A 23136-nucleotide genomic window follows, 5' to 3' on the forward strand; every position below is an offset into this window, starting at 1 on the left:
TGAACTTCCCACCTCTGCATCACTTTGAACGGTCTGACGAGCGATTGTCGAGTCGATAGCTGCGCTTCGGGTTGATCACGAACCGTTTGACCTGCGCATCGAGTTCCCGACTGTGATACAGATCCAGGCATTTCAGAAAATCAAACCGCACGCCCTTGATTTCGGATTCGACGACCGGATTGCGATAGTCGCGAGCAAGAAAACGATTGACCAGCGATTTGCCCGCGTCGGGGTTCCGTTCCAGATCGAAGTCGGTCCAATCCATTAGCGCACTGGCGCTGCTTCCCGCGTCCATCGCAGCGGACGGTTCATTCCGATAAGCGGTCGCGATGCATTCGGCGAGCATCATGTCCTTGTAGTTCTGCGCGTAGGTTCGGGCGCCGGCCTGTGGCGACGACGTATCCGTGGCATGGCTGGGTTGTACCGCGAACATCAATGCCCAGAACATCACACACCGGAGCAGCGGATTTTGTCTCATGGCAGACTCCAGAAGTATGCACAGATCCAACACATCGCCTAAAAGATGAACCGGTCTATTTGGCGAGGTGCAATCAGCGCGGCAGGCTTTCCAAGCGTTGATTGTTCCACTCTCCATCCAAAATAGCCTGATAGAGCATGCCTAGAGTCAGTGGCACTTTGTCATATTTTTCTCGGCGTTTTCTGGAGAAAGCCATCCGCGCCACTTCAATCAAGCTAAAGCCCTCTCCTGAGAAGTAGCGATTGAACTCAAAATCTCCAACTTGCACTGGAAATTTATCGAAGAAGCGCTCCATAAACTCGACCGCATCGTCGCCAGTGATATCCAAATCACCCTCGATGGCATGACCTTTTGTGAGAATTTTCTTGGCACTAACGCAGGCCTCCCTTCTCACAAAACCCTCCAACTCGTTCCATGTAAACTGGTTCATCAGAATACCTTGTCTTCAGGCTTAACAAGCGCGTAATAGCGCGACACGGAACGAATGCTGATCATCGTGACATCCTTGGCAGCAACGACCCAGCCATGCAGCTGAAAAACGTGGTCCAGGCATATCGCTCTCCGCAAACTGGATGAACGTGATGCTGTCGATGCCAATCGGGGTTCTGTGAGAAACGCGTCATTTCTCGCGTCGGACCGGGATGGCGGCATCACGCGGAGTGAAGGAAGTGACCGAGCCGGGACAACCGCTGACAATTGGACTTGTTCGAAAATGTGGGGATGTACGAACGTATGACGTCACGCGCGCCCTCGGCAGAAGGCATCGTCGATGCCTGTCGCGCCGCTGTTGTTTGCGCTGGTGCCGCTCATGCAAAACACCCCGAACGCCGGGCTTGAATCCAGCGTTCGGGGTGTCGTGGATCGACGGCGTTTCGCCGCAGCGTCAGTCCCGCGCGACGTCCTTCGCCGCCGGCGATGCGCCGTGGCTCAGCCAGTCGAGCACGTCGGCCGTTTCGTCGTCGCTCGCCCGCGCGCGCGCCTGCGCGACGGCCTCCGGCAACTCACCGTTGGTCGACGCCCGGCGGATCGCGACGCCGACCGCGAGGATGTCGATCATCAGCAGATGCAGGATCCGCGAGATCATCGACAGCTGCGATTCGCGCATCTCGATGTGGTCGGTTTCGAGCGCGACGGTCGCGCGCTTCGCGAGCGGCGTGTTGCTCGACGTGATCGCGATCACCTTCGCGCCGGCCTGCATCGCGACGTCGAGCACGCGCAGCAGCTCGGGCGCGCGTCCCGACTTCGACACCGCGACGATCACGTCGCCCTTGCCGAGCAGCGCGGCCGATGCGGCCTGCATGTACAGGTCGCCGTACGCGATCGTCGGGATTCCGAAGCGGAAGAACTTGTAGTGCGCGTCCTGCGCGACGATGTTCGAGTTGCCGAGCCCGTAGAACTCGATGCGCCGCGCGCCGTTCAGGATCTCGATCGCGTTCTCGACGTGCTCGAAGTTCAGGTGCTCGCGCAGCTGCAGGATCGCCGACACCGTGTTGTCGAGCACCTTCGCGCCGAAGTCGGTGGCCGTGTCGCCGAGATGCACCTGGCTGTGGCTCATCGGGATCGTGCCGGTGAGGCCGGTGGCGAGCTTCAGCTTGAAGTCCGACAAGCCCTGGCAGCCGAGCGAGCGGCAGAAGCGGATCACGGTCGGCTGGCTCACGTCGGCCTTGCGCGCGATGTCGACGATCGGGTCGTTGATGATCGAGCGCGGATGGTTCAGCGCGAGATCGGCGACGCGGCGCTCGGCCGGCGTCAGTGCGTCGCGCATCTGGCGGATCCGTTCGAACACGGCCGACGACGCGCCGCCCGAGCGGTTCGACAGCTGCTCCGCGAGGATCGCGGATACGCCGAGGAACGCCGGGTATTCGGCGGTGATCAGGTAGGTCGGGATGTTCTCGAGGTAGTGCGTGAAGCGGCCCTTCGCCTCGAAGCGCGCGCGGAACGACGAGCGCGTGAACAGCTCGCCGAGCTTCAGCGCGACGCCGCCGCCGATGTACACGCCGCCGAGCGCGCCGAGCGTCAGCGCGACGCTGCCCGCGAACGCGCCGAGAATCCCGCAGAAGCATTCGACCGTCTCGAGCGCGAGCGCGTCGCCCGCATGCGCGCGCTCGACGATCTCGACCGTGTCGACGGTCGCGGCGACGCGCTTCTTGTCGCGAGCGGCGAGCGCGCGATAGATGATCTCCATGCCGGGGCCCGCACACACGCGTTCGAACGACACGTGCGGAAACTTCTTGCGCGCGTACTGCAGCACCAGATCCTCGCGCTCGTCCTGCGGCGCGAACGACGCGTGGCCGCCCTCGCTGCCGAGCGCGATCCAGCGGTCGTCGGCCGGAATCAGCCCCGACACGCCGAGCCCGGTGCCGGGCCCGAGCAGCCCGATCACGCTGTTCTGGCGGCGCGCGCCGCCGCCGACCTGCACGCGCTGCGCATCGGTCAGGCCCGGCAGCGCCATCGCGAGCGCGGTGAAATCGTTGACGACGAGCAGCGTGTCGAAGCCGAGCGCGCGGCGCGTCGCCTCGATCGAGAAGCTCCAGTCGTGGTTGGTCATCGTGACCTGGTCGCCGTCGACCGGGTTCGCGATCGCAATCGCCGCATGGTTCACGCGGCTGATCTTCACGTCCTTCAGATACTTGCGGATCGCGTCGGTGATCGTCGGATAGTCGGCGCCGGGATAGACGCGGATCTGCGTGATCTCGCCCGGGCCGGTTTCCAGCGCGAAACGCGCGTTGGTGCCGCCGACGTCCGCGAGCAGGCGCGGGCCGTCGGCATGCTGGCCCGCGACAACGGCCTTACTTTGCGCACCAGTAGACATCGAGCTGGGTCCCCTTGTCGTTGGCCAGTTGGGAAATCGCGTTCTTCTGCAGCGATGCGGCCGCGGCGTCGAGCACCGCGCGCTTGCGTTCGCCCGCGATCAGCAGGAACAGCCGGTCGACGCGCTTGAGCGCATCGAGCGAGAAGCTCACGCGCGCATGCGGCGCGGCGCCGGGATGCACGGCGACGAACCGCTCGGGCGTCGTGATCGCGTGATCCCATTCGGGCGCGTCGGCGAAGATCGACGCGGTATGGCCGTCCTCGCCCATGCCGAGCACCGCGACGGTCGGCACGCGGTAGTCGGCGTTCGCGTTGAGCGCGGCGACGTGCGCATCGAGCGTGCTGCGCGTGTCGACGAGCGGCAGGAAGCGGGCAGGGGCCGCCGCGTGCTGCAGCAGCGTGTCGCGCACCAGGCGCGCGTTGCTGGCCGCGTCGTCCTCCGGCACCCAGCGGTCGTCGACCAGCGTCACGTCGACGCCGGCCCAGTCGAGCGCCGCGTGCGACAGCGTGTGCAGGAACGGGCGCGGGCTGGTGCCGCCGGACACGGCGAGCGTCGGGCGCGCGGGGCCGGCGAGCGCGGCGCGCAGCGCATCGCCGACGGCGCGCGCGAGCGCTTCGCTTTGCGCTTCCTGGGTGTCGAAAGCGTGGATCTCGATCACATCTCCTCCGGACTGCTTTGTCTGTTCAAATCGTACGAATCTTGGGGCACGTCACCGCGTACGAAGACGTGCGCGGTGACGTTTACATCAGTTCTCTTCTTCGAGCCAGCAGGTGTCGTGCTGCGCGAGCATCGCGCTCGACGCGGCCGGCCCCCATGTACCCGCCGCATACGGCTTCGGCGGTTTCAGCGTGCGTGCCCATTCGTTCAGGATCGGCTCGACCCACTGCCAGGCGGCTTCCTGTTCGTCGCGACGCACGAACAGCGCGAGCCGGCCGTTGATCACGTCGAGCAGCAGGCGCTGGTACGCCTCCATCTGCCCTTCCTTGAAGAACTGGTCGAACGCGAGGTCGAGGTGCACGCTCGCGAGGTTCATCCCTTCGCCCGGCTGCTTCGCGAGGCAGTACAGGCGAATCGTCTCGTTCGGCTGCAGCCGGATCACGAGACGGTTCGCACCGGGGCGCAGCGCGGTCGGCCCCAGCGCCGAGTGCGGCACCGGGCGGAAGTTGACGACGATCTCCGCGACGCGGTCGGCCAGACGCTTGCCGGTGCGCAGGAAGAACGGCACGCCGGCCCAGCGCCAGTTCTCGATCTCGACCTTCAGCGCGACGAAGGTTTCGGTCTGGCTGTCGGGTTTCACGCCCGGCTCGGTCGCGTAGGCGGGCACCTGCGCGCCCTTGATCACGCCCGCATGATACTGGCCGCGCACGGCCACCTTGCCGATGTCGCGCGGATCGATCGGCTTCAGCGCGCGCAGCACGCGCAGCTTCTCGTCGCGCACCGAATCCGAATCCATCGAATGCGGCGGCTCCATCGCGACGATCGACAGCAGCTGCAGCAGGTGGTTCTGCACCATGTCGCGCAGCGCGCCCGTATTGTCGTAGAAATCGCCGCGTGCCTCGACGCCGAGTTCCTCGGCGATCGTGATCTGGATGCTCTCGACCCATTCGCGGCGCCACAGCGGCTCGAACAGCGCATTGCCGAAGCGTAGCGCGAGCAGGTTCTGTACCGGCTCCTTGCCGAGGTAGTGGTCGATCCGGTAGATCTGGCCTTCCGCGAAGATCTCGCCGACCGCGTCGTTGATCGCATTCGACGACTTCAGGTCGTAGCCGAGCGGCTTCTCGAGCACGATGCGCGAGCCTTCGTTCAGGCCGACCGACGCGAGCGCCTTGCAGATCGGCACGAACAGCGACGGGCCCGTCGCGAGATAGAACACGCGGATGCCGGGCAGCGATGCGATCGCGTCGCGCAGCACGACGTAGTCTTCCGCACGGCCGAGGTCGAGCTTCACGTACTCGATGCGATCGAGGAAGGACTTCCACGCGGTTTCGTCGAGCGCCTTGCCGGCGGCTTTCTCCGCGTGCGGTTTCACGTGCGTGTCGACCCACTCGAGATAACCCGCACGATCCGATTCGTGACGCGCCACGGCGACGATCCGGCCGCTCTCCGCCAGCATGTTCGCACGGTGCGCTTCGAACAGCGCGGGCAGGATCTTGCGCATCGACAGATCGCCGGTGCCGCCGAAAAGTACGAAGGTAAAGCTGGAATCGGTATGCATGTGTCTCCGCCGTGTTGGGGGTGCTGGGAAGCGATCCGTAGTGCGATAAAAATATTTTTGACACTGAATTGTAGTTTAACTACAATCCGCCGCAAGGGGTAGCACCTGGGTGAAGAAAAAAAGAAGTGCGGTCGATGAACCGCGCGAGCTTCGCCTTCGGGAACGCCTTGTGCCGAATGTTATCGGACATTGACGGCGCGCATCGTCCGCGCGCCGTTAGCCCCGGGCTCGCGCCGCAGCATCGCGGCGGGCCAGAAACACAAAGAGGAGACACGCCGTTGAATCTCGATTCACGCTTTCTGTAAGAGCCCGGCCGGTCATCGGCCCCGTACGCTGCATGCGTCCCGCGGCTCGATTTCCCCGTCGTTTATCAAGAAGCCGGTTCCCGGTCAGGGAACCTCACGAGTTGATTCAGTCTGGAGGAGATAAGTAATGAAAGTTCGCTCGATCATGGGCGCGCTCTGCGCCGCAGGCCTGATGGCTGGCGCCGTGGCGGCGCAGGCAGCCGAGAATGTAACGGTGCTGCACTGGTGGACCTCGGGCGGCGAGTCGAAGGCCGTCGGCGTGTTGAAGGACGACCTGCAAAAGCAGGGCTACGTGTGGAAGGACTTCGCGGTCGCGGGCGGCGCGGGCGCAGCGGCGATGACCGCGCTGAAGACCAAGGTGATCAGCGGCGACGCACCGTCGGCCGCGCAGATCAAGGGCCCGCTGATCCAGGACTGGGCCGACCAGGGCGTGCTCGTCAACATCGATTCCGCTGCCGGCGACTGGAAGCAGAACCTGCCGCCGGAAATCGACAAGATCATCAAGTACAAGGGCCATACCGTCGCGGCGCCGTTCTCGGTGCACCGCGTGAACTGGCTGTACATCAACAAGGCCGCGCTCGACAAGGTCGGCGCGAAGGTGCCGACCACCTGGCCTGAATTCTTCGCGGTGGCCGACAAGCTGAAGGCCGCGGGTATCCAGCCGGTCGCGATGGGCGGCCAGCCGTGGCAGGACCTGACGCTGTGGGAAGACGTCGTGCTGTCGCAGGGCCCGGCGTTCTACAAGAAGGCGCTGGTCGACCTCGACCAGGCGACGCTGACGTCGCCGCAGATGCTGTCCGTGTTCGACACGGTGCGCAAGATCCAGGGTTACTTCGATACCGGCCGTAACGGCCGCGACTGGAACCTCGCGACCGCGATGGTCATCAACGGCAAGGCCGGCATGCAGTTCATGGGCGACTGGGCGAAGGGCGAGTTCGAGAACGCCGGCAAGAAGGCGGGCAAGGACTACGTCTGCGCGCCGGTGCCGGGCACCGCGAATTCGTACACGTTCAACGTCGACTCGTTCGTGTTCTTCCAGCAGAAGGGCGAGAAGAACGCGACGCCGGGCCAGCTCGCACTCGCGAAGACGATCATGACGCCGGACTTCCAGGAGCAGTTCAGCCTGCTGAAGGGCTCGGTGCCCGTGCGTCTCGGCGTGAAGATGGACAAGTTCGACGATTGCGCGAAGAAGTCGTACGCCGACGAGCAGACCGCGATCAAGTCGGGCGGCTTCGTGCCGTCGCTCGCGCACGGCATGGCGCAAAGCGACGCGACCGCCGGCGCGATCACCGACGTCGTGACGAAGTTCATGAACTCGCAGCAGGATTCGAAGAGCGCGGTCGCCGCGCTCGCGAAGGCCGCGAAGGTCAAGTAACGCGCGCCAGGCGCCCGGCCGGAAACGCTTCATCGGCCGGGCGTTTTTGCATGTGCAGCAAACGGGCTCGCCCGCGGGCCCGTGCCGTACCGGCGCCGGCCCGGCCTGCGCCGCCCTCGTTCCAGGAGTCGAATCAAGTGGCTGCCCCTCTTAGCGGAAACGGATCCGGCGCTGCCGCCGCACGGCGTACGTCGCCGATGTCGGCCTTCGCCGATCGCTGGATACCGAAGCTCGTGCTCGCGCCGAGCGTCGCGATCGCCGTGGTGTTCATCTACGGCTTCATCCTGATTACCGGCTATCTGTCGCTGACCCGCTCGCGGCTGTTGCCCAACTACGAATTCGACGGCTTCGGCCGTTACACGGACCTGTTCCAGAACGACGTGTGGTGGACCTCCGCCGCGAACCTCGGCTGGTTCGGGATTCCGTTCATCGCGATCTGCGTGGGGCTCGGCCTGTTCCTCGCGATCCTGCTCGACCAGCGAATCCGCAACGAAGGCGCGCTGCGCGCGATCTTCCTGTACCCGATGGCGTTGTCGTTCATCGTCACGGGCACCGCATGGCAGTGGATCCTGAACCCGGGCCTCGGCCTCGAGAAGGTGATGCACGACTGGGGCTGGACGAGCTTCTCGTTCGGCTGGCTCGACGATCCGGACAAGGCGATCTTCTGCGTGGTGATCGCGGCCGTGTGGCAGTCGACCGGCTTCGTGATGGCGCTGTTCCTCGCGGGGCTGCGCGGCGTCGACGCCGAGATCTTCAAGGCCGCGCAGGTGGACGGTGCGACGCTGCCGACCATCTACCGCAAGATCGTGATCCCGAGCATGCGCCCGGTGTTCTTCTCGGTGCTGCTGATCCTCTGCCACATCACGATCAAGACCTTCGACCTCGTCGTCGCGCTGACGGCGGGCGGGCCGGGCACGTCGTCGTCGCTGCCGGCCATGTTCATGTACACGTTTTCGTTCAACCGCGGCCAGCTCGGGCTCGGCGCGGCATCCTCGGTGATGATGCTCGCGACCGTGGTCGCGGTGCTGGTGCCGCTGATGTATATGGAATCGAGGAGCACCCGCAATGCAGCCTAAGATGACGATCAGCCGGGCAGTGATCTACGCGGCACTGATCCTGTTCGCGCTGTATTTCCTGTTCCCGATCTACGTGATGCTGTCGACGTCGTTCAAGGATCTCGACCAGCTGCGCACCGGCAACCTGCTGACGCCGCCCACCAGCTGGACCGTCGACCCGTGGGTGAAGGCGTGGAGCGGTGCGTGTACCGGCGTGCGTTGCGACGGGATGAAGCCGTTCTTCCTGAACTCGCTGGAGATGGTGATCCCGGCCGTGCTGATCTCGTCGCTGATCGGCGCGTTCAACGGCTACGTGCTCACGCACTGGCGCTTTCGCGGCGCGGACGCGCTGTTCACGATGATGCTGGTCGGCTGCTTCATTCCGTTCCAGGTGATCCTGCTGCCGATGGCGCGCCTGCAGGGGATGCTGGGCCTCGCGAACACGATTCCGGGCCTCGTGTTCGTGCACGTCGTGTACGGGATCGCGTTCACGACGATGTTCTTCCGCAACTTCTACGTGAGCGTGCCGGCCGAACTCGTGAAGGCCGCGCGCATCGACGGCGCCGGCTTCTTCACGATCTTCACGAAGATCCTGCTGCCGGTGTCGCTGCCGATCTTCATGGTGTGCCTGATCTGGCAGTTCACGCAGATCTGGAACGACTTCCTGTTCGGGATCGTGTTCTCCGGCGTCGATTCGATGCCGATCACGGTTGCGCTGAACAACCTCGTCAACACGTCGACGGGCGTGAAGGAATACAACGTCGACATGGCCGGCGCGATCATCGCCGCGCTGCCGACGCTGCTCGTCTACATCGTCGCCGGCCGCTATTTCGTGCGCGGGCTGACGGCGGGCGCGGTGAAGGGGTAAGCGCGGCTTCATCCGATACGACGAACCGGCCGCGCCTCGCGCGCGGCGCATCGAAACGAACCCGACGCGGCGCCGGAGTGCGCCGCGCGAGACGAGACAGAGGATTCACAGCATGGCAAGCCTTTCCATCCGTGACGTGTACAAGACCTACCCGAACGGGGTGCCGGTCCTGAAGGGTGTCGACATCGAGATCGAGGACGGACAGTTCCTGATCCTGGTCGGCGGTTCGGGCTGCGGGAAATCGACGCTGCTCAACATGATCGCCGGGCTCGAGACGGTCACGAGCGGCGAGATCTGCATCGACGGCAAGGTCGTCAACGACCTGTCGCCGAAGGATCGCGACATCGCGATGGTGTTCCAGTCTTACGCGCTGTACCCGTCGATGACGGTGCGCGAGAACATCTCGTTCGGCCTGAACATCCGCAAGGTGCCGAAGAGCGAACAGCAGCAGATCGTCGACCGCGTGTCGCAGATGCTGCAGATCCAGCACCTGCTCGACCGCAAGCCGGGCCAGCTGTCCGGCGGCCAGCGCCAGCGTGTCGCGATGGGCCGCGCGCTCGCGCGCGATCCGTCGCTGTTCCTGTTCGACGAGCCGCTGTCGAACCTCGACGCGAAGCTGCGCATCGAGATGCGCGCGGAAATCAAGCTGCTGCACCAGCGCCTCGGCACGACGATCGTCTACGTGACGCACGACCAGATCGAGGCGATGACGCTCGGCGACCGGATCGCGGTGATGAAGGACGGCGTGGTCCAGCAGTTCGGCGCGCCGCAGGAGATCTACGATTCGCCGTCGAACCTGTTCGTCGCGGGCTTCATCGGCGCGCCGCCGATGAACTTCATCAACGGCAAGCTGGTCGAGCAGGGCAGCGGGATCGCGCTCGAGATCGATACGGGCCTCGCGCGTAGCGCACTGAACCTGCCGTTCGACGCGAAGCGGATGAACGGCCACGTCGGCCGCGAGGTGATCCTCGGGCTGCGTCCGGAGCGCATCACCGATGCGCGCAACGCGCACCACGGCGAGGCGTCGAAGCTGCAGCCGATCGACGTGCGCGTCGACGTGACCGAGCCGACCGGGCCGGACACGCACGTGTTCGCGCAGGTGAACGGCAAGCGGATCGTGAGCCGCGTGCATCCGGCCGCGAACCCGCAGCCGGGGCAGACGCAGTCGCTGCTGTTCGACGTGTCGAAGGCCGTGCTGTTCGATCCGGCTTCGGAAGAGCGGATCGCGTGACGCAGCGTTCGCGCTGAATGAAGAAGGGGGCCGTCTCGACGTGAGCGGCCCCTTTTGTTTCTGGCGATGCGTCCGGCGTTGCGGCGGCGCTCAGTGCGGCAGCCGCACGTCGAACTTGAAGGTCGCGAGCCGAGCGACGAGGATGAATCCGGTCGCGAGCAGCACGCTGTACACGGAATCGAACTGCAGCCACACGAGCAGCAGGTAGAACCAGCAGCCGACGAACGCGCAGGTCGCGTACGGCCGCGAATCGCGCAGGATCAGCGGGATGTCGTTGCACAGCACGTCGCGGATGATCCCGCCGACCACGCCGGTAATCACGCCCATCATCACCGCGATGAAGCGCGGCATCTCGGCATCGAGCGCGATCGCCGTGCCCGAGATGCTGAAGATCCCGAGCCCGATCGCATCGGCGACGAGCAGTAGCCGCTCGGCCGACAGCCGCGACAGCATGCGCAGCACGAACGGCGCGAACAGCGCGAGCACGAAGATCGCGATCACGTAGTCGTCGTGCACGACCCAGTAGAACGGCCGACGCTCGAGCAGGATGTCGCGCAGCGTGCCGCCGCCGAACGCGGTGGCGAGCGCCACGACGAACGTGCCGACCGAATCGAGACGGTTCTTGCGCGCCTCGATGAAGCCCGAGATCGCAAAGGCCAGCGTGGCGATCGCCTCCAGTATCGCGATCGCGAGCGTCAGCCTAGGATGCGGCACGCGGCCCCCGGTCGGCGGGTGCCGCGAACGGCTGCAGCAGGACCAGCACCGCGCCGGCGCCGCCGTCGTGGCCGCGCGCCTCGCAGAACGCGATCACTTCCTCCTTCTGCACGAGCCACGCGCGCACCTTGCCCTTCAGCACGGGTTCCTTGCCGATCGAGCCGAGCCCCTTGCCGTGGATCACGCGCAGGCAGCGCAGCCCCTTCTTGCCGGCTTCGCGGATGAATTCGGCGAGCGCGTCGCGCGCCTCGTCGCGCCGCATCCCGTGCAGGTCGATCTGCGCCTGTACGATCCACGCGCCGCTCCTCAGCTTGCGCACGACGTCGCGGCTGATGCCGGGGCGGTGGTAATACAGCGAGTCGTCGCTGTCGAGCAGCGTCTCGGGATCGAATTCGTCGGACAGCGTCGCGTTCAGCACGGCTTCCTCGTCGCGCTGCGTCTGCTTCGGCACCGGATCGGGCGGCGTGCGGCCGGCTGCCGCGCGCGGTGGGGCATTGAGCGGCTGGATCGCGCCGATTTCGTTGCGGAACAGGTTCGCGTCGGCTTCCGCCTTGCGCTCGGCCTTGGCCGTTTCGACGCGTTGGCGTTCGCGGCGATCGGCTTCGCCTTGCAGCGACTTGCGCAACGCGCCGAGGCCCGCGAGCCCCTGGCCGCGCAATGCGGCGGGATCGGGCGCGGGCGCCGGCGCGACGGACGCGGGGTTCGCGGGACGGGCGGCGATCTGCCGCTTCGCGGGATCGCTCGGATGGGGCTGGTTCTTCGCCATGATTCGGTACGCAGGGCAGGCGCGTTCGGGCGCGCGGGCAAAAAAAAGCCGCTGCACGGCGGCAGCGGCTTTCCGGTCGAGCCCGCTTCGCGGCAGCGGACGCCATTGTAGCGCCCGGCGCGAGCGGTCTCGCGGCTTACTTCTTGTCGTGCAGGCTTTCGAGGTAGCGCTGCGCGTCGAGCGCGGCCATGCAGCCCGTGCCCGCGCTGGTGATTGCCTGGCGGTACACGTTGTCCTGCACGTCGCCGGCGGCGAACACGCCCGGCACGCTCGTCGACGTCGCGTTGCCGTGCAGGCCGCTCTTCGTCAGGATGTAGCCGTCCTTCATCTCGAGCTGGCCCTGGAACAGGTCGGTGTTCGGCTTGTGGCCGATCGCGACGAACACGCCCTGCACGCTGAGGTCTTCCGTCGCACCGGTCTTCACGTTCTTGATGCGCAGGCCCGTGACGCCCGAATCCTCGCCGGTCACTTCATCGAGCACGTGATCCCACTTGATCACGACGGCGCCTTCCTTTTCCTTTTCCAGCAGGCGGTCGATCAGGATCGGCTCCGCGCGGAACTTGTCGCGGCGATGGATCACCGTGACCTTCTTCGCGATGCCCGTCAGGTAGAGCGCTTCCTCGACGGCCGTGTTGCCGCCGCCGATCACCGCGACTTCCTGGCCGCGATAGAAGAAGCCGTCGCAGGTCGCGCAGGCCGACACGCCCTTGCCCATGAAGTGTTCTTCGGACGGCAGGCCGAGATACTGCGCGGACGCGCCGGTCGCGATGATCAGCGAGTCGCACGTGTATTCGCCCGAGTCGCCGATCAGGCGGATCGGCTGCTCGTGCAGCTTCGCGGTGTGGATGTGGTCGAACACGATTTCGGTGTTGAAGCGCTCGGCGTGCTCGAGGAAGCGCGCCATCAGCTCCGGACCCTGCACGCCTTTCGCGTCTGCCGGCCAGTTTTCGACGTCGGTCGTGGTCATCAGCTGGCCGCCCTGCGCGATGCCGGTGATCAGCACCGGGGACAGGTTGGCACGTGCCGCGTAGACGGCAGCCGTGTAGCCGGCGGGGCCGGAACCGAGAATCAGGACTTTGGCGTGTTTGGGCGTGGACATGTGCGAATCCGTAAAAGTCGGCTGCGGCGGGCGGGGTAGGGCTCGCCGTACGATCCGGGTTGACCGGGATGCCGTCATAGATGGGTATCAGACGCGCATTATAAAGGCCCCGTTGCTGCGTTGCCGAACGAGAGTTTCAATCGCGGCGATAGTGTCTCGCGGCGCAACGGTCGCGCATCCGGGGCGGGCGGGGCGTGGCACCCGCCCGGGGCGGCTCGGCTGCGGCCGGCCGGCCGGACCGTGCACCGGATGAAAGGGCAGAAAGGGCTGCCGCGGAGAGCATGCGCCGCGCCGGCCGTACCCCGGCCCTGTTATGTAACCGTCATTTACACTTGGCGGCCCGGTGCAGCGCTTACAATATGCGGGATCGAACGACAGGCGGGCGCGCAGCCCGTCCTCTTTATACGGATTCATGGCAAAAGCTCCTTATTCCGCCCAGGCACAGGCGTTGCCGCACCGGATGTCGAAGCTCCTCACGGAGATCCGCTGGATTCTCCAGGTCGCGCTCTGCGCATTTCTGGTGATGGCCCTGCTGAGCTACAGCCGGCGCGATCCGAGCTGGACGCACGCCGCCCAGGTGGACCACATCTCGAACTGGGCCGGCCGCGTCGGCGCCTGGACGGCCGACATCATCCTGCTGCTGTTCGGCCTGTCGGCCTACTGGCTGATCGTGCCGCTCGCGCGGCGCATCGCCGTCAATTACCGCCGCATCACGCGTCACGAGGCGGTCGTGGACGAACCCGAGCGGCCGATCGGCTGGCTCACCGAAATCTTCGCGTTCGTGCTCGTCGTGCTGGCGTGCGACGGCATCGAGGCGCTGCGCATGTGGTCGCTGAAGGTGCAGTTGCCGCGCGCGCCGGGCGGCGTGATCGGCGAGGCCGTGGCGGGCGCGATGTCGCACGCGTTCGGTTTCACCGGCGGCACGCTGCTGCTGCTGATCCTGCTCGCGATCGGCCTGTCGTTGTATTTCCGCTTCTCGTGGCTGTCGGTCGCCGAGCGCGTCGGAGGTGCGATCCTGTCCGCCGTCAATGTCGCGAAGCTGCGCCGCGAGGCCGAGCGCGACCGCAAGCTCGGCGAGGCCGCGGCCGTGCGCCGCGAAGGCAAGGTCGAAGAGGAACGCGTGCGCATCGAGGATCACGAGCCCGTGACGATCGTGCCGCCGGTCGTCACGCCGGCGAAGTCCGAGCGCGTCGAGCGCGAGCGCCAGGTGCCGCTCTTCACCGACCTGCCGGGCGATTCGACGCTGCCGCCGGTATCGCTGCTCGACCCCGCGCCGAAGGCGCAGGAGGCGATTTCGGCCGATACCCTCGAATTCACGTCGCGCCTGATCGAGAAGAAGCTGAAGGATTTCGGCGTCGAGGCGAGCGTCGTGGCCGCGTATCCGGGCCCGGTCGTCACGCGCTACGAGATCGAGCCGGCCACCGGCGTGAAGGGCAGCCAGATCGTCAATCTCGCGAAGGATCTCGCGCGCTCGCTGTCGCTCGTGTCGATCCGCGTCGTCGAGACGATTCCCGGCAAGAACTACATGGCGCTCGAACTGCCGAACCAGCGCCGCCAGACGGTGCACCTGTCCGAGATCATCGGTTCCGAGGTGTACGCGGCCGCATCGTCGGCGCTCACGCTCAGCCTCGGCAAGGACATCGGCGGCAAGCCGGTGTGCGCGGATCTCGCGAAGATGCCGCACCTGCTGGTCGCCGGTACGACCGGCTCGGGCAAGTCGGTCGGGATCAACGCGATGATCCTGTCGCTGCTGTATAAAGCGACCGCCGAGCAGGTGCGCCTGATCCTGATCGATCCGAAGATGCTCGAAATGAGCGTCTACGAAGGCATTCCGCACCTGCTGTGCCCGGTCGTCACCGACATGCGCCAGGCCGGCCACGCGCTGAACTGGACGGTCGCGGAGATGGAGCGCCGCTACAAGCTGATGAGCAAGCTCGGCGTGCGCAACCTCGCGGGCTACAACAACAAGATCGACGAGGCCGCGAAGCGCGAGGAGAAGCTGCCGAACCCGTTCAGCCTGACGCCGGAAGATCCCGAGCCGCTCGGCCGCCTGCCGAATATCGTCGTGGTGATCGACGAGCTGGCCGACCTGATGATGGTCGTCGGCAAGAAGGTCGAGGAACTGATTGCACGGATTGCGCAGAAGGCGCGCGCGGCCGGCATCCACCTGATCCTCGCGACGCAGCGTCCGTCGGTCGACGTGATCACGGGCCTCATCAAGGCGAACGTGCCGACCCGGATCGCATTCCAGGTGTCGTCGAAGATCGACTCGCGCACGATTCTCGACCAGATGGGCGCCGAATCGCTGCTCGGGATGGGCGACATGCTGTACCTGCCGCCGGGCAGCGGGCTGCCGGTGCGCGTGCACGGCGCGTTCGTCGCCGACGACGAAGTGCACCGCGTCGTCGAGAAGCTCAAGGAGCAGGGCGAGCCGAACTACGTCGAAGGGCTGCTCGAGGGCGGCACCGCCGACGGCGACGAGGGCTCGGCCGGCGCGGGAACCGGCGAAGGCGGCGGCGAGTCTGATCCGCTGTACGACCAGGCGGTCGAGATCGTCATCAAGAACCGCCGTGCGTCGATCTCGCTCGTGCAGCGGCACCTGCGGATCGGCTATAACCGCGCGGCGCGGCTGCTCGAGCAGATGGAGCAGTCGGGGCTCGTGTCGGCGATGTCGTCGAGCGGCAACCGCGAAATTCTTGTGCCGGCGCGCGACGCGGAATGAGTCCGCGGCGTTCGCGGCGCCGGCCACCCAGGGAGAAAACCGCAATATGCAGCAACATTCGTTCGCAATGTCCCTTCGTTCGACGCGGCGCTGGCTCGGCGCGGCGCTCGCCGGCGCATCGCTGATGCTCGCGGCGACGCACGCGTTCGCGGGCGGCACCGAGCAACTGAAGGCGTTCGTGTCGCAGGTGCGTTCGGCGAAGGGCGACTTCACGCAGCAGATCGTCAAGGCACCGGCGAAGGGCGCGAGCGCCGCACAGGCCGTGCCGAAGCCCACCGACAATTCGAGCGGCACGTTCGTGTTCGCGCGCCCGGGCAAGTTCATCTGGACGTACCAGAAGCCGTACCAGCAGGTGCTGCAGGCCGACGGCGAGAAGCTCTACGTGTATGACCGCGACCTGAACCAGGTGACCGAGCGCAAGCTGAACGGCGCGCTGGGCGCGAGCCCGGCCGCGATCCTGTTCGGCAGCAACGATCTCGACAAGAGCTACACGTTGCGCGATGCCGGCGAGAAGGGCGGCATCGAGTGGCTCGAGATGCTGCCGAAGGCGCAGGATACGCAGTTCCAGCGGATCGGCATCGGCTTTCGCAACGGCACGCTCGCCGCGATGGAGCTGCACGACGTGTTCGGCAACGTCACGCTGCTGACGTTTACGAACATCCAGACGAATCCGCCGCTGAAGGGCGATACGTTCAAGTTCGTCGTGCCGAAGGGCGCCGACGTGATTACGGGCTGACCGGCGCCGCGCGCCGCTTTTTCGCAACGGGCCTGCCGGCGACGGCAGGCCCGTGTTGTTTTCGGGCGCGGGCACCGGGCGCGGGCACCGGGCGCGGGCACCGGGCACGCACAGCAGGCACGGCGGTGCCGTCGCGCGGCTGTCATAATGTCGGGTCCGGCGGCCGGTTCGGCCGCGACCGTTTGATGTGGAGCGAGGGTTCATGTCCGATCTGTTTCAAGTCGAGCCGCGCCGCCCGCTCGCCGAGGCGCTGCGGCCGAAGACGCTCGCCGAGGTGATCGGCCAGACGCATTTGCTGGGCGAAGGCAAGCCGCTGCGGCTCGCGTTCGAATCGGGCAAGCCGCATTCGATGATCCTGTGGGGGCCGCCCGGCGTCGGCAAGACGACGCTCGCGCGGCTCACCGCGCTCGCGTTCGACTGCGAGTTCATCGCGCTGTCCGCGGTGCTCGGCGGCGTGAAGGACATCCGCGAGTCGATGGAGCAGGCGAAGGACACGCTGAACCGCACCGGCCGCCACACGATCCTGTTCGTCGACGAGATCCACCGCTTCAACAAGGGGCAGCAGGACGCGTTGCTGCCGTTCGTCGAGTCGGGGCTCGTGACCTTCATCGGCGCCACGACCGAGAACCCGAGCTTCGAGGTCAATTCGGCGTTGCTGTCGCGTGCGCAGGTGTACGTGCTGAAGTCGCTGGACGACGACGAAATGCGCCAGTTGCTCAAGCGCGCTCAGGAAATCGCGCTCGACGGCCTCGCGTTCGACGACAAGGCGATCGATACGCTGGTCGGTTATGCGGACGGCGACGCGCGGCGCTTCCTGAACCTGCTCGAGCAGGCGCAGACGGCGGCCACGTCGGCCGGCGTCGCGACGATCGACGCCGATTTCGTCAGCAGCGCGATGACGCTGAACGCGCGGCGCTTCGACAAGGGCGGCGACAACTTCTACGACCAGATCTCGGCGCTGCACAAGTCGGTGCGCGGTTCGAGCCCGGACGGTGCGCTGTACTGGTTCTGCCGGATGATCGACGGCGGCGCGGATCCGAAGTACCTCGCGCGGCGGATCGTGCGGATGGCGTGGGAAGACATCGGCCTGGCCGACCCGCGCGCGCTGCAGGTGGCGAACGACGCGGCCGAAACCTACGAGCGGCTCGGCTCGCCGGAAGGCGAGCTCGCGCTCGGGCAGGCGGTGATCTATCTCGCGTGCGCGGCGAAGAGCAACGCGGGTTACAACGCGTTCAACCAGGCGATGGCGTTCGTGAAGCAGGACAAGTCGCGCGAGGTGCCCGTGCACCTGCGTAACGCGCCGACCAGGCTGATGAAGGAACTCGGCTACGGTCACGCGTATCGCTACGCGCACGACGAGCCGAATGCGTATGCGGCCGGCGAGACGTACCTGCCGGACGGGATGCGCGAACCGCGCTGGTACAAGCCGGTGCCGCGCGGGCTCGAATCGAAGATCGCCGACAAGCTCGCGTGGCTGCGCGAACTCGATCGCGAAGCCGGCAAGAAGGACTGACGGCGCGGCCCGGGGCGGCCGGCGTGGTCGTGGCTCGCGTCAGCGCTTGCGTGCCGGCTGCTTCTTCCAGTAGTCGAACGGTTCCTGATGGCATTCGATGTCGAGTTCGGCGATGCGCGTGTGCAGGCTCGACTGCGCGTCGGCGATCGCGAGGTTGTAGATCACCGGGCCGATCTCCTCGACGAAGAAGTGCAGCAGCGCGCCGGCCTGGATATTGCCGATCGGCTCGTCCATGTTTTCTGTGAAATAGCGTTGCAGTGACGCGATCGCACGGTCGCGTATTTCCTTGTCCAGTTCGATGGCCATCGGATTCCTTGGGTGCTGTGACGTGGGGCGGGCGCCTCGCTCGATGCGCCGCCGCGGGCCCGCGCGGGCGTTTCGCGATCCGCGGCGCTTCGATGCCGTGCGATTTCGCGGGTGCCGACGGGCGGGCCGGCAACGCGATACTGCCATGGCCGTCGCGCCACGGTCATCGCCCGTTTGCAGCATAGTCCGTCCGTCCAGTGCCTTGGCGGCCCTGCGGTGCGTTAGAATTCCCGTCTTACACAACGATTTTCCAAGTCCTCCCATGCTCGACATCCAGTTGCTGCGCAAAGACCTCGACGGCGTCGCGAAGCGCCTCGCCGATCGCGGCTACACCCTCGACATCGCCGCGTTCTCCGCCCTCGAAGCGGAACGCCGCGCGATCCAGACCCGCACCGAAGAGCTCCAGGCGCGCCGCAACAGCCTGTCGAAGCAGATCGGTGCGATGAAGGGGAAGGGCGAGGACACGTCGGCCGTGATGGCCGAGGTCGGCGGGATCGGCGACGAAATGAAGGCGGGGGAAGCCAAGCTCGGCGACATCCAGGCGCGCCTGTCCGACCTGATGCTCGGTATGCCGAACGTCGCGCATGAAAGCGTGCCGGTCGGCAAGGACGAAGCCGACAACGTCGAGGTGCGCCGCTGGGGCACGCCGCGCCAGTTCGACTTCGAGGTGAAGGATCACGTCGACGTCGGCACGCCGCTCGGCCTCGATTTCGAGACCGGCGCAAAGCTCGCCGGCGCGCGCTTCACGATGCTGCGCGGCTCGATCGCGCGCCTGCACCGCGCGCTCGCGCAGTTCATGATCGACACGCACACGCAGCAGCACGGCTACACCGAAGCCTATACGCCGTACATCGTGAACCCCGAGATCCTGTACGGTACGGGCCAGCTGCCGAAGTTCGCGGACGACATGTTCCGCGTCGAGAAGGGCGGAGAGGAGAACAAGGTCACGCAATACCTGATCTCCACGTCGGAAATCTCGCTGACGAACACCGTGCGCGAGTCGATCGTCGAAGGCTCCGCGCTGCCGATCAAGCTGACCGCGCATTCGCCGTGCTTCCGCTCGGAAGCCGGTTCGTATGGCCGCGACACACGCGGGATGATCCGCCAGCACCAGTTCGACAAGGTCGAGATGGTGCAGGTCGTCGCGCCGGATGCGTCATACGCGGCGCTCGACGAGATGGTCGGCCATGCGGAAGCGATCCTGCAGAAGCTCGGCCTGCCGTACCGCGTGATCACGCTGTGCACGGGCGACATGGGCTTCTCGGCCGCGAAGACGTTCGACCTCGAAGTGTGGCTGCCTGCGCAGAACACCTATCGCGAGATCTCGAGTTGCTCGAATACCGAGGCGTTCCAGGCGCGCCGGATGCAGGCGCGTTTCCGCAACGCGCAGGGCAAGCCGGAACTCGTGCATACGCTCAACGGTTCGGGCCTTGCGGTCGGCCGCACGCTCGTCGCTGTGCTGGAGAACTACCAGAACGCGGACGGCTCGGTCACGGTGCCGGAAGTGCTGCGTCCGTACATGGGCGGCATCGAGCGTATCGACGCGCCGGCACAGGCGTCGTAACGTCGCGCTCCGGCGATCGCTTCAATCCCTCGCAAAAAAATTTGCAAAAAGGGCTTGTGAGATTCGAAGAGATCGTTCTATAATCTTTTCTTTCGCGGAAACGACCAAACGCGAAATGCAGTAAAGCAGCAAGGAAGGAGAGGTGGCAGAGTGGTCGAATGTACCTGACTCGAAATCAGGCGTACGGTTTCCCCGTACCGTGGGTTCGAATCCCACCCTCTCCGCCAAAATACGAAGCCCCTTGATCCGGAAGGATCAAGGGGTTTTTCGTTTTGGGCTTGCCCAATCGTGTGTCTCAAGGCGTGGCGGCGGCAACAGCATCGACCGTCGATGCATCGGAATGTGCCGATGCGATAGCGACCGTGTCCCATACGTCTTGCTGCGCAGTGGGCAGCGTCGGCAGTCCAGCCTGTCCGGATCGGGGCGGCGCGTGCACGTCCTGTCCTTGCCGCTTTCTTCAGCTTTAAGCCCGCGCTTGCTGCGCCGTTAACACGGGGCGGCCGGCGCTCATGCCGGACTGCACCGTTCCCGTCGATCCAAGGTCCCATGAAGCTGAGCTACAAGATTCCCCTCGCATTTGCCGTTGCGCTGCTGCTGATGTTCGGCGGCGCGCTGTACGGCATCCATATTCTCAATCGATCGATCGATACGTTTGCCGACGACGTGCAGACGAACGTCGGCGACGAACGGCTCGTGTCGGCCACGCTCGTGCAGTTCAAGCTGCAAGTGCAGGAATGGAAAGACACGCTGTTGCGCGGCAAGCAGCCCGCGAAGCTCGACCAGTACTGGCAGGCGTTCCAGACGCGCGAGCACACGGTCGATACGCTCGCCGCGCAGCTCGTTCATCAGTTGCCGCCCGGCGAGAGCCGCTCGCTCGTCGAGCAGTTCATGCGTGCGCACACGGCGATGGGCGAGGGTTACCGGCGCGGGTTCGACGCGTTCAAGGCGGCCGGCTTCGAACCGTCGGCCGGCGATGCCGCCGTGGCGGGCGTCGACCGCGAACCCGCGGTGCTGCTGGAGCGGGCCGCGAAGTCGATTGCCGACGAGAGTGCCGCCGTGTCGGCGCAGGCGAGCCGCGATGCGCAGCACGCCACTGTCGCGAGCCTCGTGCTGATGCTGGTCGTGCTCGGTGTCGCGATGGTCGGTGCGTTCCTGTTCAGCCGCGCGATCCTGCGTCCGCTCGACCGCGCGGTCGCATGCGCGCAGGCCGTCGCCGAGGGCGACCTGACGCGCGACGTCGACGCGGCCGGCCGCGACGAGATCGCCGACCTGCTGCGCGCGTTGCGGACGATGCAGGCGAGCCTGTCGGGCGTCGTGCTCGAAGTGCGTACGCACGCCGAAGCCGTCGCGACGGCGAGCGCACAGATCGCGTCGGGCAATCATGATCTGTCGGCGCGTACCGAGGCACAGGCCGCGTCGCTCGAGGAGACGGCCGCCAGCATGACCGAACTCACGGGCATCGTCCGTCAGTCGGCCGAGCACGCGCAGCACGCGGCGCAGCTGGCGCGCGACGCATCGACGATCGCGGCGGCCGGCGGCGGCGTGATGTCGGATGCCGTCGGCACGATGAACGGCATCGCCGACAGCTCGGCGAAGGTCGGCGAGATCATCGCGGTGATCGACGGCATTGCGTTCCAGACCAACATCCTCGCGCTGAACGCAGCGGTCGAGGCGGCGCGTGCGGGCGAGCAGGGGCGCGGCTTCGCGGTCGTCGCGGCGGAAGTGCGTACGCTCGCGCAGCGCAGCGCCGCCGCCGCGAAGGAGATCAAGGGGCTCATCGAGCAGTCGACGCGGCGGGTCGACGAAGGCGCCGTGCTGATCGGCCGGGCGGGCGAGTCGATTCACGAGATCGTCGGCGCGGTGCAGCGCGTCACGACGATCGTCGGCGAGATCTCGTCCGCGTCGCAGGAGCAGAGCGGCGGCATCCAGCAGGTGAACATCGCGGTCACGCAGATGGACGAAGCGACGCAGCGCAACGCGGCGCTCGTCGAGCAGGCATCGGCCGCGACGCAGGCACTCGCCGAGCAGGCGAGCGCGCTGCGGCATGCGGTTGCCGTGTTCAGGTTGCCGGAAATGGCGTGACGGGGGCGCCGTCGTGCCCGGCTCGAACGAATCCGGGGGCCGGCGCGGCATCGGCTGTCGGCGGTACGCGCCGGCGCCAAGCCACCAGCGGCCCGGCCCACGCGATCAAGCCGTGGCCGGATATTGCGCGAGCACCCGGGCGCGGATCGACGGCTTGATGTTCGATTGCGCCATGTTGCCGCCGTAGTGCGCGACCACCCGCGGATTCATCACGCGATACCAGAGCGGCGGCACGTACGCGAACAGGATCATCGTCGCGTAGCCGGCCGGCAGTTGCGGCGAATCGTCGAAGTGGCGCAGCGCCTGGTACGAGCGCGTCGGATTCGCGTGATGGTCGGCGTGCCGCTGCAACTGGTACAGGAACAGGTTGGTGACGACGTGGTTGCTGTTCCACGAATGCTGCGGCGTGCAGCGTTCGTAGCGGCCGTTCGGCAGCTTGCGGCGGCCGAGCCCGTAGTGCTCGACGTAGTTCACGACTTCGAGCAGCGACGCACCGTAGACGGCCTGGATCACGAGGAACGGGATCACGACCTTGCCGGCCATCGCGATCGCGATGCCCCACACGACGACGGTCATCGCCCATGCGTGCAGCACCTCGTTGCGCCAGGTCCACGGCGAATGCCCGAGGCGTTCGAGGCGGGCCTTCTCGAGCCGCCACGCGGAGCGGATGCTGCCGGTCACGGTGCGCGGCAGGAAGGCCCAGAACGATTCGCCATAGCGCGCGCTCGCCGGATCCTCGGCCGTCGCGACACGTACATGGTGGCCGCGATTGTGCTCGACGTAGAAATGGCCGTATGCGACCGGCGCGAGCGTGATCTTCGCGAGCCAGCGCTCGAAGCGGTCGGTCTTGTGCCCGAGTTCATGCGCGGTATTGATCGAGATGCCCGTCGCGGCGCCGAGCGACAGCGCGAAGCCGACATAGTCGTACCAGGCGAGCGCGTGCGTGCCGACGATCCATACGCACGCGAAGAACGCGACGTATTCGACGAGGGTCGCGAGATAGACGATCAGCCGGTAGTAGCGCTCCCGTTCGAGGTGCGGCACCACGGCCTCGGGCGGATTGTCGCGATCGTCGCCGATCAGTGTGTCGAGGATCGGGATCACGCCGAACGCGAACAGCGGGCCGAACCACCAGAACACGTGCAGGCCCGTCGACAGCGCGAGCTGGGCGGCGAGAATCGGCAGCGTGATCGTCAGCGCGCCGAGCAGCCACAGGTAACGCTTGCCATCCGACCAGCCCGAAGCCGATCCGTCGGTCATTGCCATTGTCTCCCTCCTGCCGGCCGGCCCGAAGG

General features: G+C 66.1%; 19 protein-coding genes and 1 tRNA gene. 10 read left to right on the forward strand and 10 right to left on the reverse strand.

Features of this window, described 5'->3' with window-relative positions; genetic code table 11:
- Positions 1-19 precede the first annotated feature (19 nt).
- The 5 genes from DPV79_RS24535 to zwf form a co-directional block, all read right to left on the reverse strand.
- Positions 20-478 (reverse strand): type VI secretion system amidase immunity protein Tai4, encoded by a 459-nt coding sequence (locus DPV79_RS24535; RefSeq protein ID WP_113046694.1) that lies wholly within the window; start codon positions 476-478, stop codon positions 20-22.
- A 73-nt stretch (positions 479-551) separates the two neighbouring features.
- Positions 552-908: a DUF1493 family protein gene (locus tag DPV79_RS24540; RefSeq protein WP_113046695.1), complete on the reverse strand. Its 357-nt coding sequence runs from the start codon at positions 906-908 to the stop codon at positions 552-554.
- Positions 909-1361: 453 nt separating this feature from the next.
- Positions 1362-3290 (reverse strand): bifunctional transcriptional regulator/glucokinase, encoded by a 1929-nt coding sequence (locus DPV79_RS24545; protein ID WP_089439434.1) that lies wholly within the window; start codon positions 3288-3290, stop codon positions 1362-1364.
- Positions 3268-3948 (reverse strand): 6-phosphogluconolactonase, encoded by a 681-nt coding sequence (gene pgl, locus DPV79_RS24550; protein ID WP_113046696.1) that lies wholly within the window; start codon positions 3946-3948, stop codon positions 3268-3270. Before pgl ends, DPV79_RS24545 begins: the two co-directional genes overlap by 23 nt.
- Before the next feature lie 87 nt (positions 3949-4035).
- Positions 4036-5505 (reverse strand): glucose-6-phosphate dehydrogenase, encoded by a 1470-nt coding sequence (gene zwf / locus DPV79_RS24555; protein WP_021163442.1) that lies wholly within the window; start codon positions 5503-5505, stop codon positions 4036-4038.
- 432 nt (positions 5506-5937) lie between these two features.
- Here zwf and DPV79_RS24560 point away from each other — a divergent pair, with 432 nt between their 5' ends.
- From DPV79_RS24560 to DPV79_RS24575, 4 genes are all read left to right on the forward strand, one after another.
- The gene (locus DPV79_RS24560; RefSeq protein WP_059590252.1) at positions 5938-7185 is read left to right on the forward strand and encodes an ABC transporter substrate-binding protein; all 1248 of its coding nucleotides are present in this window, start codon (positions 5938-5940) and stop codon (positions 7183-7185) included.
- A gap of 137 nt (positions 7186-7322) precedes the next feature.
- Entirely contained in the window at positions 7323-8261 is a 939-nt protein-coding gene (locus tag DPV79_RS24565) for a carbohydrate ABC transporter permease (protein ID WP_042977917.1), read from the forward strand.
- Positions 8251-9108: a carbohydrate ABC transporter permease gene (locus DPV79_RS24570; protein WP_163012829.1), complete on the forward strand. Its 858-nt coding sequence runs from the start codon at positions 8251-8253 to the stop codon at positions 9106-9108. The genes DPV79_RS24565 and DPV79_RS24570 overlap by 11 nt, the downstream gene beginning before the upstream one ends.
- 112 nt (positions 9109-9220) lie before the next feature.
- Positions 9221-10339 carry an ABC transporter ATP-binding protein gene (locus DPV79_RS24575; RefSeq protein ID WP_021163438.1) on the forward strand — a complete coding sequence of 373 codons (1119 nt, stop codon included), beginning with the start codon at positions 9221-9223 and terminating at the stop codon, positions 10337-10339.
- Between the two features lie 90 nt (positions 10340-10429).
- Here DPV79_RS24575 and DPV79_RS24580 read toward each other — a convergent pair whose 3' ends face one another.
- The 3 genes from DPV79_RS24580 to trxB all read right to left on the reverse strand — a co-directional run bounded on the left by DPV79_RS24580 (position 10430) and on the right by trxB (position 12918).
- The gene (locus DPV79_RS24580) at positions 10430-11053 is read right to left on the reverse strand and encodes a trimeric intracellular cation channel family protein (RefSeq protein WP_011351253.1); all 624 of its coding nucleotides are present in this window, start codon (positions 11051-11053) and stop codon (positions 10430-10432) included.
- Entirely contained in the window at positions 11040-11819 is a 780-nt protein-coding gene (locus DPV79_RS24585) for a Smr/MutS family protein (protein WP_113046698.1), read from the reverse strand. The genes DPV79_RS24580 and DPV79_RS24585 overlap by 14 nt, the downstream gene beginning before the upstream one ends.
- A 136-nt stretch (positions 11820-11955) precedes the next feature.
- Complete coding sequence (gene trxB / locus DPV79_RS24590) at positions 11956-12918, reverse strand: thioredoxin-disulfide reductase (RefSeq protein ID WP_021163435.1); 963 nt, start codon at positions 12916-12918, stop codon at positions 11956-11958.
- Positions 12919-13330: 412 nt separating this feature from the next.
- On the opposite strand from trxB, the gene DPV79_RS24595 reads away from it, so the two are divergent.
- From DPV79_RS24595 to DPV79_RS24605, 3 genes are all read left to right on the forward strand, one after another.
- Complete coding sequence (locus DPV79_RS24595) at positions 13331-15640, forward strand: DNA translocase FtsK (protein WP_021163434.1); 2310 nt, start codon at positions 13331-13333, stop codon at positions 15638-15640.
- A 46-nt stretch (positions 15641-15686) separates the two neighbouring features.
- Entirely contained in the window at positions 15687-16376 is a 690-nt protein-coding gene (gene lolA, locus DPV79_RS24600; protein ID WP_021163433.1) for an outer membrane lipoprotein chaperone LolA, read from the forward strand.
- 202 nt (positions 16377-16578) lie between these two features.
- The gene (locus DPV79_RS24605; protein WP_021163432.1) at positions 16579-17889 is read left to right on the forward strand and encodes a replication-associated recombination protein A; all 1311 of its coding nucleotides are present in this window, start codon (positions 16579-16581) and stop codon (positions 17887-17889) included.
- A gap of 39 nt (positions 17890-17928) precedes the next feature.
- On the opposite strand, the gene DPV79_RS24610 is transcribed toward DPV79_RS24605, so the two are convergent.
- Positions 17929-18195, reverse strand: coding sequence for a DUF2164 domain-containing protein (locus DPV79_RS24610; RefSeq protein ID WP_021163431.1), 267 nt, complete (start codon positions 18193-18195; stop codon positions 17929-17931).
- Between the two features lie 262 nt (positions 18196-18457).
- On the opposite strand from DPV79_RS24610, the gene serS reads away from it, so the two are divergent.
- The 3 genes from serS to DPV79_RS24625 all read left to right on the forward strand — a co-directional run bounded on the left by serS (position 18458) and on the right by DPV79_RS24625 (position 21841).
- Complete coding sequence (serS, locus tag DPV79_RS24615; RefSeq protein ID WP_021163430.1) at positions 18458-19759, forward strand: serine--tRNA ligase; 1302 nt, start codon at positions 18458-18460, stop codon at positions 19757-19759.
- Between the two features lie 136 nt (positions 19760-19895).
- Positions 19896-19986 (forward strand) — tRNA-Ser (locus DPV79_RS24620).
- Between the two features lie 319 nt (positions 19987-20305).
- The gene (locus tag DPV79_RS24625) at positions 20306-21841 is read left to right on the forward strand and encodes a methyl-accepting chemotaxis protein (RefSeq protein WP_021163429.1); all 1536 of its coding nucleotides are present in this window, start codon (positions 20306-20308) and stop codon (positions 21839-21841) included.
- Positions 21842-21946: 105 nt separating this feature from the next.
- Here the strand turns inward: DPV79_RS24625 and DPV79_RS24630 are convergent, their stop codons facing one another.
- Complete coding sequence (locus DPV79_RS24630; protein WP_048024179.1) at positions 21947-23107, reverse strand: alkane 1-monooxygenase; 1161 nt, start codon at positions 23105-23107, stop codon at positions 21947-21949.
- Positions 23108-23136 lie beyond the last annotated feature (29 nt).

The organism is Burkholderia reimsis (assembly GCF_003294055.1).
Lineage (GTDB): Bacteria > Pseudomonadota > Gammaproteobacteria > Burkholderiales > Burkholderiaceae > Burkholderia > Burkholderia cepacia.

Excerpts from the sequence above, each read along its gene's own strand:
- DPV79_RS24535 (WP_113046694.1), bottom strand. The coding sequence starts at position 478 with ATGAGACAAAATCCGCTGCTCCGGTGTGTGATGTTCTGGGCATTGATG.
- DPV79_RS24540 (WP_113046695.1), bottom strand. The coding sequence starts at position 908 with ATGAACCAGTTTACATGGAACGAGTTGGAGGGTTTTGTGAGAAGGGAG.
- DPV79_RS24545 (WP_089439434.1), bottom strand. The coding sequence starts at position 3,290 with ATGTCTACTGGTGCGCAAAGTAAGGCCGTTGTCGCGGGCCAGCATGCC.
- zwf (WP_021163442.1), bottom strand. The coding sequence starts at position 5,505 with ATGCATACCGATTCCAGCTTTACCTTCGTACTTTTCGGCGGCACCGGC.
- DPV79_RS24560 (WP_059590252.1), top strand. The coding sequence starts at position 5,938 with ATGAAAGTTCGCTCGATCATGGGCGCGCTCTGCGCCGCAGGCCTGATG.
- DPV79_RS24570 (WP_163012829.1), top strand. The coding sequence starts at position 8,251 with ATGCAGCCTAAGATGACGATCAGCCGGGCAGTGATCTACGCGGCACTG.
- DPV79_RS24575 (WP_021163438.1), top strand. The coding sequence starts at position 9,221 with ATGGCAAGCCTTTCCATCCGTGACGTGTACAAGACCTACCCGAACGGG.
- DPV79_RS24585 (WP_113046698.1), bottom strand. The coding sequence starts at position 11,819 with ATGGCGAAGAACCAGCCCCATCCGAGCGATCCCGCGAAGCGGCAGATC.
- trxB (WP_021163435.1), bottom strand. The coding sequence starts at position 12,918 with ATGTCCACGCCCAAACACGCCAAAGTCCTGATTCTCGGTTCCGGCCCC.
- DPV79_RS24595 (WP_021163434.1), top strand. The coding sequence starts at position 13,331 with ATGGCAAAAGCTCCTTATTCCGCCCAGGCACAGGCGTTGCCGCACCGG.
- lolA (WP_021163433.1), top strand. The coding sequence starts at position 15,687 with ATGCAGCAACATTCGTTCGCAATGTCCCTTCGTTCGACGCGGCGCTGG.
- DPV79_RS24605 (WP_021163432.1), top strand. The coding sequence starts at position 16,579 with ATGTCCGATCTGTTTCAAGTCGAGCCGCGCCGCCCGCTCGCCGAGGCG.
- DPV79_RS24610 (WP_021163431.1), bottom strand. The coding sequence starts at position 18,195 with ATGGCCATCGAACTGGACAAGGAAATACGCGACCGTGCGATCGCGTCA.
- serS (WP_021163430.1), top strand. The coding sequence starts at position 18,458 with ATGCTCGACATCCAGTTGCTGCGCAAAGACCTCGACGGCGTCGCGAAG.
- DPV79_RS24625 (WP_021163429.1), top strand. The coding sequence starts at position 20,306 with ATGAAGCTGAGCTACAAGATTCCCCTCGCATTTGCCGTTGCGCTGCTG.
- DPV79_RS24630 (WP_048024179.1), bottom strand. The coding sequence starts at position 23,107 with ATGGCAATGACCGACGGATCGGCTTCGGGCTGGTCGGATGGCAAGCGT.